Annotated in this window: 14 protein-coding genes; 8 read left to right on the top strand and 6 right to left on the bottom strand. The window is 73.7% G+C overall.

The annotated features are described in order from the left end of the window. Window positions 1-59 precede the first annotated feature (59 nt). Window positions 60-1,142, top strand: a complete 1,083-nt coding sequence (locus AC27IY_RS37845) for an FUSC family protein (RefSeq protein ID WP_487180953.1) — start codon at window positions 60-62, stop codon at window positions 1,140-1,142. Between the two features lie 30 nt (window positions 1,143-1,172). Here AC27IY_RS37845 and AC27IY_RS37840 read toward each other — a convergent pair whose 3' ends face one another. Next, window positions 1,173-2,339, bottom strand: coding sequence for a pyridoxal phosphate-dependent aminotransferase (locus AC27IY_RS37840; protein ID WP_423450754.1), 1,167 nt, complete (start codon window positions 2,337-2,339; stop codon window positions 1,173-1,175). Between the two features lie 25 nt (window positions 2,340-2,364). On the opposite strand from AC27IY_RS37840, the gene AC27IY_RS37835 reads away from it, so the two are divergent. The 6 genes from AC27IY_RS37835 to AC27IY_RS37810 are packed head-to-tail and all read left to right on the top strand — an operon-like array spanning window position 2,365 to window position 7,155. Continuing rightward, complete coding sequence (locus tag AC27IY_RS37835; RefSeq protein WP_487180952.1) at window positions 2,365-4,071, top strand: alpha/beta hydrolase; 1,707 nt, start codon at window positions 2,365-2,367, stop codon at window positions 4,069-4,071. Continuing rightward, window positions 4,068-4,997: a DUF418 domain-containing protein gene (locus AC27IY_RS37830; protein ID WP_423476642.1), complete on the top strand. Its 930-nt coding sequence runs from the start codon at window positions 4,068-4,070 to the stop codon at window positions 4,995-4,997. The genes AC27IY_RS37835 and AC27IY_RS37830 overlap by 4 nt, the downstream gene beginning before the upstream one ends. Then, the gene (locus AC27IY_RS37825) at window positions 4,957-5,733 is read left to right on the top strand and encodes a carbon-nitrogen hydrolase family protein (protein ID WP_344212093.1); all 777 of its coding nucleotides are present in this window, start codon (window positions 4,957-4,959) and stop codon (window positions 5,731-5,733) included. The genes AC27IY_RS37830 and AC27IY_RS37825 overlap by 41 nt, the downstream gene beginning before the upstream one ends. Before the next feature lie 26 nt (window positions 5,734-5,759). Continuing rightward, complete coding sequence (locus tag AC27IY_RS37820; protein ID WP_371249458.1) at window positions 5,760-6,206, top strand: hypothetical protein; 447 nt, start codon at window positions 5,760-5,762, stop codon at window positions 6,204-6,206. Then, the gene (locus tag AC27IY_RS37815) at window positions 6,203-6,598 is read left to right on the top strand and encodes a hypothetical protein (protein WP_344212097.1); all 396 of its coding nucleotides are present in this window, start codon (window positions 6,203-6,205) and stop codon (window positions 6,596-6,598) included. The genes AC27IY_RS37820 and AC27IY_RS37815 overlap by 4 nt, the downstream gene beginning before the upstream one ends. Then, complete coding sequence (locus AC27IY_RS37810; RefSeq protein WP_449945995.1) at window positions 6,595-7,155, top strand: GNAT family N-acetyltransferase; 561 nt, start codon at window positions 6,595-6,597, stop codon at window positions 7,153-7,155. The genes AC27IY_RS37815 and AC27IY_RS37810 overlap by 4 nt, the downstream gene beginning before the upstream one ends. Before the next feature lie 194 nt (window positions 7,156-7,349). Here the strand turns inward: AC27IY_RS37810 and AC27IY_RS37805 are convergent, their stop codons facing one another. Next, window positions 7,350-8,837, bottom strand: coding sequence for a carboxyl transferase domain-containing protein (locus tag AC27IY_RS37805; protein WP_487180951.1), 1,488 nt, complete (start codon window positions 8,835-8,837; stop codon window positions 7,350-7,352). Window positions 8,838-8,901: 64 nt separating this feature from the next. Next, window positions 8,902-10,059: a CaiB/BaiF CoA transferase family protein gene (locus tag AC27IY_RS37800; protein ID WP_487180950.1), complete on the bottom strand. Its 1,158-nt coding sequence runs from the start codon at window positions 10,057-10,059 to the stop codon at window positions 8,902-8,904. Window positions 10,060-10,133: 74 nt separating this feature from the next. Between AC27IY_RS37800 and AC27IY_RS37795 the strand changes: the two genes are divergently transcribed. Further along, entirely contained in the window at window positions 10,134-10,664 is a 531-nt protein-coding gene (locus AC27IY_RS37795; protein ID WP_364444526.1) for a uridine kinase family protein, read from the top strand. A gap of 4 nt (window positions 10,665-10,668) precedes the next feature. Here the strand turns inward: AC27IY_RS37795 and AC27IY_RS37790 are convergent, their stop codons facing one another. The 3 genes from AC27IY_RS37790 to AC27IY_RS37780 are packed head-to-tail and all read right to left on the bottom strand — an operon-like array spanning window position 10,669 to window position 15,159. Beyond that, window positions 10,669-11,337: a histidine phosphatase family protein gene (locus tag AC27IY_RS37790; RefSeq protein ID WP_487180949.1), complete on the bottom strand. Its 669-nt coding sequence runs from the start codon at window positions 11,335-11,337 to the stop codon at window positions 10,669-10,671. Window positions 11,338-11,339: 2 nt separating this feature from the next. Further along, on the bottom strand, window positions 11,340-13,148 hold the full coding sequence (locus AC27IY_RS37785) for a hydantoinase B/oxoprolinase family protein (RefSeq protein ID WP_364444521.1): 1,809 nt from the start codon (window positions 13,146-13,148) through the stop codon (window positions 11,340-11,342). After that, window positions 13,141-15,159 (bottom strand): hydantoinase/oxoprolinase family protein, encoded by a 2,019-nt coding sequence (locus tag AC27IY_RS37780; protein ID WP_487180948.1) that lies wholly within the window; start codon window positions 15,157-15,159, stop codon window positions 13,141-13,143. Before AC27IY_RS37780 ends, AC27IY_RS37785 begins: the two co-directional genes overlap by 8 nt. Window positions 15,160-15,162 lie beyond the last annotated feature (3 nt).

Genomic DNA, 15,162 nt, shown 5'->3' with positions numbered 1-15,162 from the left:
AATCGGCTAGAACGGGCTGAAGTGATCCGAATGTCATAAAGATCCGCCAAGGTGAAAAGGTGCGTACGAGGCTCAGCGAGCATGTCAGGGAGCGGCTGGGCACGTTCGCCCTGGCGTGGCCGTCCATCGCGCAGTGCGCGGTCGGCGCGGCGCTGGCCTGGATCGTCGCCGTCCGGCTGCTCGGCCACCCGCGGCCCTTCTTCGCCCCGATCTCCGTGCTCATCTGCGTGGGCGTGGGACTCGGGCAGCGGCTGCGCCGGGTGGCGGAGCTGATCGTCGGGGTCAGCCTCGGCGTCGGGGTGGGCGACCTGCTGGTGGCCTGGATCGGCTCGGGGCCCTGGCAGATCGCGCTCGTGGTGGCCCTCGCCATGGCCATCGCGGTGCTGCTGGACGGCGGGGCGCTGTTCGTGGCGCAGGCCGGCTCGTCGGCGGTGCTGGTGGCCACGCTCGTCCCCGTCGAGGGGGCGGGCGGCCTGGACCGCATGGCCGACGCGCTGACCGGCGGCGTCATCGGCATCGCGGCGGTCGCGCTGATGCCCGCGAGCCCGTTCACCATCGCGGGCAAGCACCTGTCCGACGTGCTGGACGCGCTGTCCACCGCGCTGGAGCGGGCCGCCGAGGCCATCGAGAGGCGGGACGTGGACCTCGCGGCCGAGGCGCTGGAGGCGGCGCGCGGCACCCAGGCGCTGGTGGAGGAGCTGGAGAAGGCGCTGGAGACCAGCAAGGAGATCACCACGATCTCGCCGCTGCACTGGCACCGGCGCGCCCGCCTGGCCCGCTACGAGGCCGCCGTGCTCCCGGTGGACCTGGCGATGCGCAACGTCCGGGTGCTGTGCCGGCGGACGCTGGCCTCGCTCGGCGAGGCGAGCCCTCCCCCAGCGGCGCTGGCCGAGGCCCTGCGCGAGGTGTCGGAGGCGGCCCTGCTGCTCCAGCTCGAACTCGGCGCGGGCCGGGAGCCGACGCTGGCCAGGCAGGCGCTGCTCGCCGTGGCGGGCCGCGAGCGGCCGGAGCACCTGGGGTTCTCGGCGCACGTGATCATCGCGCAGCTCCGATCCGTCGTGGTGGACCTGCTGGAGGCCACCGGCATGGACCACGAGGCGGCCAGCGCCACGCTGACGCCGCTCGACGGGAGCGCGGCCTGAGAGCTCGGCCTGAGAGCTCGGCCTGAGAGCTCAGGCCGACAGGCGCTTGAGCCTCGCCGCCGCCTCGTCGATGACCTCGTCCTTCTTGCAGAAGGCGAAACGCACGTAGTGCCTGCCGCGCTCGGGGCGGTCGTAGAAGACCTGGGTCGGGATGGCGACCACCCCGGCCAGCTCCGGCAGCCGCCGGGTCAGCTCCAGGCCGTCGGTGAAGCCGAGCGGCCTGATGTCGGTCTGCACGAAGTAGGTGCCGGCCGGCCGCAGCACCTCGAACCCGGCCGCCGCCAGCCCCTCCATCAGCCGGTCGCGCTTGTCCTGGAGCCCGGAACGCAGCGCGGACACCCACTCCAGCTCGTGCCGCAGCCCGTAGGCCACCGCGAGCTGCCACGGCGCGCTCGCCGTGAACGTGAGGAACTGCTTGACCGTCTGCACCGCCGTGACCAGCGGCGCGGGCGCGCACACCCAGCCGGTCTTCCACCCGGTGACCGAGAACGTCTTGCCGGCCGAGGAGATCATCACCGTCCGCTCGCGCATGCCGGGCAACGTCGCCATCGGGACGTGCGCGACGCCGTCGAAGGTCAGGTGCTCGTACACCTCGTCGGTGATCGCGATCAGGTCGCGCTCGCGGCAGAGCTCGGCGACGACCTCCAGCTCCTCCCGGGTGAAGACGGTGCCGGTCGGGTTGTGCGGCGAGTTGACCAGGACGGCGCGGGTGCGCGGCGTGACGGCGGCGCGCAGCTCGTCGGGGTCGAAGGTGAAGCGGCCCTCGACCGGCCGCAGGGTGACGGGCACCAGGCGGGCCTGGGCGAGGGCGATGGAGGCGGCGTAGGAGTCGTAGTAGGGCTCGAAGGCGATCACCTCGTCGCCGGGCTCGCACAGCGCCAGCACGCTCGCCGCGATCGCCTCGGTCGCGCCCACCGTGACCAGGACCTCGCGGGCGGGGTCGTAGTCGAGCCGGTAGTGGTCGGCCCGGTGCTCGGCGACCGCGCGGCGCAGCTCGGGCACGCCGGGCCCCGGAGGGTACTGGTTGGCGCCGGAGCCGACGGCCTGGACCGCCCGGTCGAGCATGGCGGCCGGTCCGTCGGTGTCGGGGAACCCCTGGCCGAGGTTGATCGAGCCGGTCTGTACGGCGAGCGCGCTCATCTCCGCGAAGATGGTCGTGCCAAAAGCACGCATCCTGGACACTAGTGGTTCCGTCACGGTCCCAGACTATTAGTCTCGTCGGGTGATCCTTCGGGTCGTGCTCGCTCTCGTCCTGTCCGCGCCGCCGGTCATGACCCCCTCAGCGCCGCCCGCGCGGCCCTGTCCGGTCGCCGTTCCCGCCGGCACCACGTGCGGTTTCCTGCTCGTCCCCGAGCGCAGGGACTCCCCCGGACGGACGATCCGGGTGGGCTACGCCGTCCACCGCTCGACCGTACGCGAACGCAGGCCGGACCCCGTGGTCTACATGAGCGGCGGCCCCGGCTCGGCGTCGCTGCAGCTCACCGGCTTTCTCGCCCAGATGTTCCCCGACCGGGACGTGGTGGCGCTCGAACAGCGCGGCGGCCGCTACTCCGAGCCGGTGCTGGACTGCCCCGAGACCGCCGAGGCGCTGCTCGGGCAGCTCCGCCGCCCGCCCGCCGACGTGGCCGCCGCCGCCGTCACCTGCCGCGACCGGCTCCGCGAGCAGGGCGTGGACCTGCGCGGCTACACCACCAAGGAGATGGCGGCCGACGTCGTCGCGCTGCGCCGCGAGCTCGGCTACCCGAGCTGGAACCTGTTCGGCGTCAGCTACTCCACCCGCGTCATGGCGGAGGCCGCCGCCGCCGACCCCGAGGGCACCCGGTCGCTGGTGCTGGACTCGTTCCTGCCGGAGGGGGTCAACTGGTACGACGACGCCGAGCGCAACCTGGCCGACACGATGGCGAAGCTCGGCGTGAAGGACGCCTTCGAGGCCGTGACCGCCCGGCTCAACGCCTCCCCCGCCCACGTGCCGGCCACCGATCCGCTGCTCGGGCAGGAGTTCACCGCGCGGCTGAGCGGCGACGACGTGGCCGCCGTGCTGTTCGAGGGGCTGGCAGGGGCGGACGTCGCGGCGGTGGCCCCCGCGCTGCTGCCCGCGCTCGCCGAGGGCCGCGACGAGCTGCTGCGGCCGCTCGCCGACGCCGCCGGCGAGGGGCTGGTCTCGCACGAGTTCGGGCTCTACCACGCGGTGCAGTGCCAGGACGAGCTGCCGTTCAACGCCTCCGCAGGCCGTTCCCGGCTGTTCACCCACAACGCCGACAAGGCGGTCTGCGACGCCTGGGCCCTGCCGCGCTCACAGCCCAGCGCGGCGGCACCGCGCGCGCCCGCGTTCGTGCTCGGCGGCCAGTACGACCCCACCACCCCCGTCAGGACCAGCAGACCGGCCGCCGAGGCGCTGCCGGACGGCCGCTTCGCCGAGATCCCGGGCGCCTCCCACGCCGTCTTCCTGTCCAGCGCGTGCGCCCGCCGCATGATCGTCGAGTTCGTCGCCGACCCGGCCGCCGGGACCGCCGCCTCCTGCCAGGACGCGGGCGGCGGCCGGCGGGAGGACCTGCGGGTGACCGCGGCGCCGTACGCGATCGCGCGGGCGCCCTGGCTGGCCGCGCCGTTCGCGATCTTCGCGCTGACGGCGCTCGCGCAGCTCGTGGCGGCCGCGTTGAAGGGCCGGGCGCTCGCGGCGTACGGCGGGCTGTGCGGGGTGGCCTTCGCCGGGCTGACCGCCCAGGCGGTCTACGGCCTCGCGGCACGCAACGCGACGGCGCTGGCCGTCGGACTGCCCGCCGACGTCGTGCCCTACACGTGGATCGCGGTGGCCTCGGTCGTGCTCACCGCGGCCGGCGCGCTGCTGCGGTGGCGCCGGTGGCCCGGCTGGGCCGCGACCGCGGTGGGCGCCGGATTCCTCGTATGGTGGATGCTCTGGGTGACGTGACGCGCATCAGAGAGCTCGACGCGCTCCGCGGGTTCGCGGTGTGCGGCATCATGCTGGTCAACACCTGGCAGCACACGCGCGTCCCCAACGCACCGGCCACCTCCGTGGACCTCGTCGTGGACCAGCTCTTCCAGAGCCGGTTCTACCCGATCTTCTCGGCGCTGTTCGGCATCAGCTTCATGCTGTTCCTGCGCGGCAACAGCAGGTGGGCGCTGCTCAGCCGGTTGTTCTGGCTCTACTGCTTCGGGCTGGCGCAGGGGCTGTTCTACGAGGGCGAGGTGCTGACCGACTACGCGCTCTGGGGCGCGGTGGCGCTGCTGCCCGCCTCGTTCATCCCCGGCGGCTGGGCGCAGCTCGCGCTCGGCGTGGCGGGGCTGGCGTGGGGGCTGCTCGCCAAGGGCGGCGGCTCGTGGCTGATCCCCGGCCTGCTCCTGGTGGGCATGGGGCTGTGGCGGCTGAATCCGCCCCGGTCGCTGCTGCTGCCGGGGTTCGCGGCGAGCGCCCTCGTCTCGGCGCTGCTCGGCTACGTCGCCTTCACCACCGGCGACTGGAACGCCTACAGCGTGGCGGCGCTGGCGGGGGCGCTGGCGTACTCGCTGGGGCTGCTCCTCGTGCTGCGGCCGGGGCTGTCGGCGGTGCTGGAGCCGCTCGGCCGGATGGCGCTGACCAACTACGTGACCGGCACCGCGTTGATCGTGCTGACGCTGCCGCTGGTCAGCGCCGACCCGACCCGCTGGGCGGTCGTGGGCCTCGCCGCCGTCACCATCGCCGCGCAGGCGCTGGGGAGCCGGTGGTGGCTGGCCCGCTACCGGTACGGGCCGCTGGAGTGGGTCTGGCGGTGCCTGACCTGGTTTCGGCGGGTGCCCAACCGGTTAGAGTCGGGCCGTGACCACAATCGCCCTCTGCCAGATTCCGGTCTCCCCTGATCCCTCGACCAACCTCAAGAGGGCCAGGGAGGCGCTGTCCCGCGCCGAGGGGGCCGACCTCGCGATCTTCCCCGAGGCGACGCTGACCCGCTACGGCCGGCGCATCACGGGCCTCGCCGAGCCGCTGGACGGGCCGTTCGTGTCGGGCCTCGCCGAGGCGGCCCGCGAGCACGGCCTGGCGGTGATCGCCGGGACGTTCGAGCCGGGCGACGGCCGGGTCCGCAACACGGCCGTGGCGCTCGACGCCCAGGGGGAGCTGCGCGCGGCCTACCGCAAGATCCACCTGTTCGACTCCTTCGGCGCGAAGGAGTCCGACCTGGTCGAGCCGGGCGCCGAGCCGGCGGTGGTCGAGCTGGCCGGCCTCAGGATCGGGCTGATCACCTGCTACGACGTACGCTTCCCCGAGCTGGGCCGGGCGCTGGTCGACCGGGGGGCCGAGCTGTTCGCGGTGATCGCCGCCTGGGGGTCGGGTCCGCTCAAGGAGGACCACTGGACGACCCTGGTCCGCGCGCGGGCCCTGGAGAACACCATGTGGACCGCCGCCGTCGGCCAGGCGCCCAACCCGGGAGAGTCCTCCGACGGCTACGGCGTGGGCCGCAGCATGCTGGTCGACCCGCTCGGCGTGGTCCGCGCCGACCTGGGCACCGCGCCGGGGGTGCAGGTGGTCGAGATCGACCGCGCGTACGCCGAGGCGGCGCGGGCGACGCTGCCCTGCCTTCAACACCGGGTCTTGTAGGGGTCAACCGACCGTAAAGTAGTAGCGTGAGCGGAACGCAGATGCAGAAAGTGATCCCGCCGCGTCTGCTCGTCCCCTATCTGTCGGGCAAGCGGACGGTGATCTCCGGATATGTCTACCGGGTGCAGGACTGCGTCAGGCTGACCACCCCCGAGGCGCTCTATTGGGGCCTCGATCTGTCGTTCGACGGCTCGGAGCTGTTCGCGGAGGTCCCCGAGGTGTATGTCATGCGCTGGTACGCCCGCGACGTCGACACCTACGCGGTGCCGTACGGTCCGCACATGGGCGGTGACTGGAGCGACGCCCCGCCGTTCGCCGGCAACGGCTTCACCACCTCGCCCGACCACGTCGTGCCGCAGTTCCACACCGTGCCGATGCCGATCCCCGCCGGGGCGGAGATCGTGCACGTCACGCGCGACGGCGAGCGGCCCTTCGCCGATTACGACGGGCTGACCTGGCGGCCCGCCGCATGAGCGAGGAGATCACGCCGGTCGCCTCCGGTTTCGTCGCCCGTTTCGGTGAGCACACCCTGCCCGCCGCCGTGGGGCCTGACGACGGCCAGGTGGTGCTGTTCAGCGAGGCCGAGCTGCCGGGCTTCGAGCCGGCCAGCGGCTACTGGCGGCGGCAGGTGGCGCGGGCCGAGGTCGAGTGGCTGGTGCTCGTCCGCACCGTGGGGGCGTTCGGCGGCGAGCCGTGCGTCATCCTCGACGAGGACGAGGACGGCCTGCACATCGCCTACACCGGGCACAGCGGGATGAAGGCGGAGGCGTTGGGTTACTGGATGGTGGATCACGGGGCCTACGAGGTCGTGGTGCCCCGCGAGGAGGTCTTCTCCATCAGGGTCGAGCGGATCCCGGTCCCGTGAAGCACCTCTTCGCGGTGGAGCTCGGTGACGACGGCGCGCTGCTGGCGGCCCTGGAGCCGTGGCGGGCGGCGGAGTTCCTGGCGCACATGGAGCGCGGCAGGGAGCACATCGGGCGCTACACCGGCCTCGCCGACGTCGTGACGGACCTGGAGTCCGCCCGGTCCTACCTGGTGTCCTACGCCGACAAGGCCGCCGCCGACAGCGGCCGGCTCTACGGCATCTGGCTGGACGGGCTGCTGGTCGGCGGGGTGCTGTTCCGCACGATGGACGTCGCCCAGGGCGTCGCCGAGGCGGGCTGCTGGCTGGAGCCCGCGGCCGTGGGCAAGGGGCTGGTCACGCGGGCGGTGCGGGTGATCATCGACTGGGCGGTCGAGGAGCGCGGCATCCATCGCGTGGAGTGGTGGGTGGCGGCCGACAACGCCGCCAGCATCGCGGTGGCCCGGCGGCTCGGGATGACCCGCGACGGGGTGCTGCGGGAGCACTATCCGCATCGGGGGCGGCGGCTCGACATGGAGATCTGGTCGGTGCTCGCCCCGGAGTGGCGCGCCGCCCGCTGAGCCCGGAGGCCGGCGCCTCCAGGCGCCCAGGTCGTGGCGGCGCCCAGGCGCCCAGGCTGCGGCGGCGGTCAGACGCCGAGGTCGCGGCAGCGTCCACGTCGCGGCGGCGGTCAAGTCCCGAGGTCGCGGCAGCGTCCACGTCGCGGCGGCGGTCAGGTCCCGAGGTCGCGGCAGCGTCCAGGTCGCGGCGGCGGTCAGGTGCCGAGGTTGCGGTAGCGGGACAGGCGGGTGGCGAGGCGGTCGGCCGGGTCCTGGCGCAGCAGCATCGCGATCTCGTGCTCCAGCGCCCGCCCCACCCGCTCGCAGAACTGCCGCGGCTCGTAGGCGGCGTCGGGCATCTCCGGGATGACCCGGTCCACGATGCCGTCGCGCCGCAGGTCGGTGGCGCGGACGCGCTGCAGCCGGGCGATCTCGGGGGCGAAGTCGACCGAGCGGTAGAGGATCGCCGAGGCTCCCTCCGGCGGCAGCGGCGACAGCCAGGCGTGCTGGGCGCACAGCACCCGGTCGGCGGGCAGCAGGGCCAGCGCCGCGCCGCCCGCGCCCTCGCCGAGCAGCAGGCAGACGGTCGGCACGTCGAGCATGACCAGCTCGGCCAGGCAGCGGGCGATCTCGGCGGCGAGGCCGCCCTCCTCGGCCGCCTTGGACAGGTCGGCCCCTCCGGTGTCGATGACGGTGACCAGCGGCAGGCCCAGCTCGCCGGCCAGCCGTACGCCGCGCCTGGCGACCCGCAGCGCGGCCGGGCCGAGCGGTGCGCTGACCCGCTGGATGCGCCGGTCCTGGCCGAGCACCACGGCCGGCGCGCTGCCGAACCTGGCCAGCGCGAGCAGCAGTCCTGGCTCGTTGTCGCCGGTGCCGGTGCCGCTCAGCGGGGTGGCCTCGGTGGCGGCGAGCTTGAGCAGGCTGCGTACGCCGGGCCGGTCGTCGCGCCGCGAGCGGGTGATCGCCTCCCACGCCTCGGCCGGGCGCAGGTCCTCCTCCGGCGGCTCGCCCGCCTCGACCGCGCCCAGGTCGGCGGCGAGCACGCCGAGCGCGCGGATCGCGACCGGGCGCAGGGCGTCGGCCGACACCACGGCGTCGAGCAGGCCCTTGTGGAAGAGGTTCTCGGCGACCTGGACGCCCTCGGGGAACGGGTAGCCGTGCAGCGCCTCGAACACCCGCGGCCCCATGAACCCGATGAGCGCGCCCGGCTCGGCGGCCGTGACGTGCGCGAGCGACCCCCACGAGGCCAGCACGCCGCCGGTCGTCGGGTGGCGGAGGTAGACCAGGTAGGGCAGGCCGAGCGCGCGGTGCCCCTGGATCGCCGCGGTGATCTTCACCATCTGCACGAACGCCTGCGCGCCCTCCTGCATGCGGGTGCCGCCCGAGGCGGGGGCGGCCAGCAGCGGCAGGCGTTCGCGGCCGGCCCGCTCGATCGCGGCGGTGATCCGCTCGGCCGCGGCCACCCCGATGGAGCCCGCCATGAACGAGAACTCGGAGGCCACCACCGCCACCCTGCGGCCGTCGAGCAGCCCCTCACCGGTGATCACGGCCTCGTCGTAGCCGGACTTGACCCGGGCGGCGGCCAGCTCGTCGGCGTAGGGAGTGCCCGGCTCGGCCGGGTCGGCGGGCGGCGCGTCCCACGACTTCCACGACCCCCTGTCGAGGACCGTTTCGATCAGTGTGCGCGCGTCCGGACGGCTCACTCTCGCTCCCTCGTGGTCGGCCCTGCGGTGTTGACGCGCGAGCGCCGGTGGCGTCGCGTGGCGGTCATCGTTCGCGCTCCTCCAGCCAGGCGAGCACCGCCTCGCCGTCCTGGCCGAGCATCGGGGGCGCGGTGTGCTCGCGGGCGGGCAGGCCGTCGAAGCGCAGCGGCGGACCCGGCAGCTCGACCCGGCCGAGCACCGGATGGTCGACCTCCACGACCAGGCCCTGGGAGCGGGTCTGCTCCCACGTGTAGACCTCGTCGATGGAGCGGATCGCGCCCGCGGGCACGCCGGCCGCGCCGAGCTCGGCCAGCCAGTGGGCGCGGTCGTGGGCGGCCAGCGCCTTCTCCATCTCGGCGACCAGTTCATCGCGGTGGGCGCGGCGGTCGCGGTTGGTGCGGTAGCGCGGGGTGTCGGGGTCGATGCCGAGCAGCCCGGCGACCTTGCGCCACTGGCCGTCGTTGGCGGCGGCGATCTGCAGCATGCCGTCGGCGCAGCGGAACGAGCCGTAGGGGGTGATCGAGGCGTGGTGGTTGCCGGCGGCGCGGGAGACCTGGCCGCCGACCGTCCAGGCGGTGCCGTGGTAGGAGTGGACGCCGGTGACGGCGGCCAGCAGGGACGTGCGCACGACGCGGCCCTTGCCGGTGTGCTCGCGCTCGTAGAGTGCGGCGGCGACGCCGTACGCGCCGTGGATGCCGGCCAGCAGGTCGGCGATCGAGGCGCCCACGCGGTAGGGCTCCTCGGGCGAGGGGCCGGTCAGTGACATCAGCCCGGCCTCGCCCTGGGCGATCTGGTCGTAGCCCGGCCGCCCGCCCTCGGGGCCGTCGTGGCCGAAGCCGGTGATCGACAGGACGACCAGGCGCGGGTTGAGCTCGTGCAGGCGCTCGACGGAGAAGCCGAGGCGGTCGAGCACGCCGGGGCGGAAGTTCTCGACGAGGACGTCGCTCTGGCGGACGAGGCGTTCGATGACGGCTTTGCCCTCGGCGGACTTGAGGTCGAGGGCGATGGACTGCTTGTTGCGATTGGCTGCCAGGAAATATGTCGATATTTCGTGATCAGGACCTACGAACGGCGGGCCCCAGCCCCGCGACTCGTCGCCGCCGTCAGGATGCTCCACCTTGATCACCCGTGCGCCGAGGTCGCCCAGCATCTGCGCGGCGTGCGGCCCGGCCAGCGCCCTGGACAGATCCAGCACGACGATGTCGCCGAGGGGTCCGAGCACGGTCAACCTCCTGCTTGCGTCGGGTGAAAGAACATTCTCTCAGTTGCGGGTGATCCGTCACCTACCCTGGGTCGGTGAATTCGCTGGCCGCCCGCATCCGGGACCTGCCGCCCTCCTGCGGCCCCGTCCGCCTGGTCGCCGTGGACGGGCCGGCCGGGTCGGGCAAGACGACGTTCGCCGGGCGGCTCGCGGAGGCGCTGGGCTGCCAGGTCGTCCACAGCGACGACTTCCCCGTGCCGTGGGAGGAGGGCCCCGGCGGCTGGTTCCACGCGCTGGAGGAGCAGGTGCTGAAGCCGCTGCGGGACGGGCGGCCCGGCGGGTTCCGGCGCTACGACTGGGTGCGGGGCGCCTATGCCGAGCGGGTGGCGGTGCCGCCCGCGCCGGTGCTCGTCGTCGAGGGCGTCGGCACCGCCCGCGCCTCGGCCGCGCACCTGGTGGCGTACACGGTGTGGGTGGAGGCCGCCGAGCCGGTGCGGCTGGCCCGCGTGCTGGAGCGGGACGGGCCCGAGCTGGCCCCGCGCTGGCGGGAGTGGTTCGCGGCCGAGCGCGCGTGGTTCGCCGCGGACGGCACCCGCGAGCGCGCCGACCTCGTCGTCCGCACCTGAGCGCTCACGCCAGGTGCCCGACGTCGTTGAAGCGCACCGGCTCGAAGGACCCCTCCCCCGCGCGCCAGACCGACACCGAGGCGTTGAGCACCGGCGCGAGGGGCGGGCCGGTGCTCTGGACGCCCTCCAGGACGTGGCGGAGTGCCAGCACCACCGAGTCGTGCGCGACGATCAGCACCGGCCGGCCGCCGGCCTGCCCGTCCAGGTCCCGTACGAACGCCCGCACCCGCGCCACCACGTCCGTCAGCGACTCACCGCCGGGCGGGCGGAAGGCGTAGACGCCCGCCGCCTCGCGCCGCGCGGCCTCCTCCGGGAAGCGCTCGCGGACGGCCGCCGGGTTGAGCCGGTCGAAGGCCCCCTGCTCCTGGTCCCTGAGCCGCTCGTCCACGGCGACCGGCAGCGTGTCACCCCAGCCGTCCCCCGCGATCTCCCACGTCTCGCGCGCCCGCAGGTAGGGCGAGCACCACACCGCCTCGGGCCGCTCGCCGGCGGGCAGCGCCGCGAGCAGCCGCCCGAGCGCCGCCGACTGCCGCCGGCCGAGGGCGGTGAGGCGCACCTCGTCGTCGCCCAGCCCGTAGACCAGCGGCCGGTCGCCCGCCTCCCGGTGCGCGAGGTTGGCCTCGCTCTCGCCGTGGCGTACCGCGATGATCCGCGAAGGTCCGGCCCCGGTCATGGTCAGAGCTCGTCCACGTCCGCCTGGGTCCGGCCGCCCGACAGCCTGGCGAAGCCCGGCCCGCGGTCGAAGAAGCGGTTGGACGGGGGCCGCAGCGTGGCACGGAGCTCGGCGGTGCCCCGCTCGTCGATGCGGTCGCCGTCCAGCACCACGCCGTAGTCGCCGAGCGCGCCCGCGATCGAGACCTTGCCGTCGCGGACGTCGGCGGCGACGGCGCGCGGGTCGCGGTCGTAGGGGGAGCCCCAGCCGCCGCCCCCGGTGGTGCGGATGCGGATGATCTCGCCGGCGTGCACCGGGAAGTCGTCCACCAGGCCGTCCATCTCCTTGCCGTTGACCTCGACCCGGAACGGCCGCCCGGCCAGGCCGCCGTTGACGCCCCAGCACGACAGGATCGAGCGGTCGGCGATCGACATGTACGAGGCGTCGCGCAGCATCCTGATGTGCTTGTCGTAGCCGAGCCCGCCGCGGAACGTGCCCGGCCCGCCGGAGTCGCAGGCGAGCCCCAGCCGCTCGACCCGGAACGGCCAGCGGGCCTCGGCGAACTCGACCGGGATGTTGCGCGAGTCGGGCACGACGTGGATGGTGTCCTCGCCGTCGGCGTACCAGCGTCCGCCGGAGCCGCCGCCCAGGACCTCGCGCATGAGGTAGGGCTGCCCGTCGGCGTCGGCGCCGTACACGCCGGTGTAGCGGATCGTCTCCTGGTCGGCCGGCATCCGCCCGCCGGTGGCCTTGGCGAGCACGCCGGCGAGCACGCCGAGCAGGCGCAGGATGACGAACGTGCGGGCGTTGGTCGGGGCGGGGAAGACGGGCGTGAGCAGCGTGCCCTTCTCCGGGAAGATCATCTTGATGAGCGGCACGACGCCCTCGTTGACGTCCAGCTCGGCCATCCGCTCCGGTGTGTCGGCCAGGTTCCGCAGGATCGGGGCCAGCCACTTCTTGAGGAACACGCCGTCCGCGTAGTCGCCCGCGTGGTTGATCGGGCCCTTGGCCTGCGGCGAGGTGCCGGTGAAGTCGATGGTCAGCGGCGTCTCGGCGGCGTGGTCCACCGTGAGGGTGATCCGCTGGGCGTGCAGGCGGGGCTCGTCCACGCCGTCGTGCTCGGCGTAGTCCTCCCACACGTACGTCCCCTCGGGGATCTTCGACAGCAGCTCGCGGCGGAAGGTCTCGGTGGTCTTGCCGATGATCGCGTCGAAGCACTCCTGGACCGCCTCGCGGCCGTAGCGCTCGAACAGCTCGCCCAGCCGCCGCGCGCCCATCAGGCAGGCCGAGCACTCGGCGTCGAGGTCGCCGGCCAGCGAGTCGGGCATGCGGGAGTTGCGGGTCATGATGCGCAGCGCGGCCTCGTTCGGCACGCCCTGGTCCCACAGCTTGATCGGGGGGACCATCAGGCCCTCCTCGAACACCGAGCGCGCGTGCGAGGGCATCGACCCCGGCACGCTGCCGCCGATGTCGTCGTGGTGGCCGAACGCCTGCACGAACGCCACCACCTCGCCGTCGTGGAAGACCGGCACGGTGACGCACAGGTCGGGCAGGTGGCCGATGCCGCCCTCGGACAGGTAGACGTCGTTGTGGAAGTAGACGTCGCCGGGCCGCATCGTCTCGATCGGGAAGTCGCGCACGACCGGCTGGACCAGCGCGCTGTAGGAGCGGCCGGTCAGCTTGCGCAGGCGGGCGTCGTGGATGCCGGCGCGGAAGTCGTGCGCGTCGCGGATCATCGGCGAGCGGGCCGTGCGCGCGATCGCGGTCTCGACCTCCTTCTCGACCGACGCCAGGGTGCCCTCGACGATCTCGATGAGGATGGGATCAGTCACGCTTGACCTCCACGTTGCCGTACGCGTCCACGGTCGCGGTGAAGCCCGGATGGATGGGGATCGTCGAGCCGTACTCCTCGATGACGGCGGGGCCGCTCACCGTCGCGCCGGGGCCGAGCGCGGCGCGCTGGTGGATCGGCGTGTCGCGGGTCTCGTCGAAGTGCACGGCCCGTACGGAGGTCGCGCCCGCGCCCGGCTTGTCCAGGGGACGCAGGGCCGGGCGGGTGATGGGCCCGACGCCCGAGACGCGCAGGTTGACCCATTCGACCGCGTGGCGGGGGTCGTCGCGGTAGGCGTAGCCGTACAGCTTCTCGTGCGCCTCGTGGAAGCGCTCGACGACCTGGGCCCGCCATTCGGCGTCGATCTCCCCCGCGGGGGCGGGGACCCTGACCTCGTAGCCCTGGCCGTAGTAGCGCAGGTCGGCGCTGCGGATGTGGACGGGGTCGGCGAAGCCCTCGCGCTCCAGCGCCTCCGCCGCCTGATGCTCCAGGTCGTCGAAGATCTCCGCGGCCTTGCCGAGTGACAGGTCGCGGGTGACGTACGTGCGTACGTAGTCGTTCTTGACGTCCACCGTGAGCAGCCCGAACGCCGAGACGTTGCCGGGGTCGCGCGGGACGACGACCGAGGGCAGCCCCAGGATGTCGATGAGCCGGCAGGCCAGCAGCGGCCCGGAACCGCCGAAGGTCACCAGCGGGAAGTCCCGCACGTCCAGCCCCCGCTTGACCGTGAGCTGGCGGATCGCGTTGCTCTGGTTGAACGCGCTGATCTCCAGGATGCCCGTCGCGGTGCGCTCGGGGGTGAGGCCCAGCTTGTCGGCCAGGGCCTCGATGCCGGCGCGGGCGGCCCCGGCGTCCAGCGGGATCTCGCCGCCCAGCAGGTGCGGCGGCACCCGGCCGAGGAAGACGTGCGCGTCGGTGACCGTGACCTCGGTGCCGCCCCTGCCGTAGCAGATCGGGCCGGGGTCGGCGCCGGCGGAGCGCGGGCCGACCTTGAGCGTGCCCTCCGGCGAGATCCACGCGACCGAGCCGCCGCCCGCGCCGACCGTCACGATGTCGATCATCGGGATCTTGCACGGGTAGCGCCCGATCGTGCCCTCGGTGGTGATGGACGGCTCCCCGTCGATCACCACGGCCACGTCGGTCGAGGTGCCGCCGCCGTCCAGGGTGATCACGGACTCGTGGCCGGCGGTGGAGGCGATGAGCGCCGCGCCGAGCGCCCCGGCCGCCGGGCCCGACAGGACGGTGGTGATCGGCTGGTTGACGACCTCGCGGGCCGACAGGATGCCGCCGTTGGACTTCATCACCGAGAACGGGCGGCCGAGCCGGGTGGACAGGTTGGCGAGGTAGCCGCGCATCGCGGGCTTGACGGCGGCGTCCACCAGCGTGGTGACCGAGCGCTCGTACTCGCGGTACTCGCGCAGCACGTCGCTGGAGAGCGAGATCACCGCCTCCGGGTGCTCACGCCACAGCACCTCGCGCATGCGCCGCTCGTGCTCCGGGTTGGCGTAGGAGTGCAGGAAGCAGACGCCGATCGCGTTGATGCCCTTGCCGCGGAACCAGCGGGCCGCCTCGACGGCCTGCTCCTCCGAGAACGGCCGCACCTCCTCGCCCAGGTGGTCGAGCCGCCCGCCGACGGTGCGTACGTGATGCACCGGGACGATCCGGGGCGGCTTCACCCAGAAGTAGGAGTTGCCGTAGCCGTCGGGGACGCTCTGCCGGGCGATCTCCAGGATGAACTCGAACCCCTCGGTCGTGATGAAGCCGAGGCCGGAGATGCGGTCCTCCAGCAGCTGGTTCGTGGCGACGGTCGTGCCGTGCACGATGCCGCCCACGTCGAAGCCGCCGCCGCCGTCGAGCTCGCTCAGCTTGGCGATGCCCGCGAGGAACCCGTCGGCCGGGTTCGCGGGCGTCGAGGGGGTCTTGGTGGTGAGGATCTCACCCGTCTGCTCGTCCACCGCGACGACGTCGGTGAACGTCCCCCCGGTGTCCACTCCGATTCGTACGCTTCGCATGGC

It is taken from the genome of Nonomuraea sp. B208 (assembly GCF_057536035.1).
The sequence above is the reverse complement of the archived record's forward strand: the minus strand, read 5'-3'. Positions and strand labels throughout refer to the sequence as shown.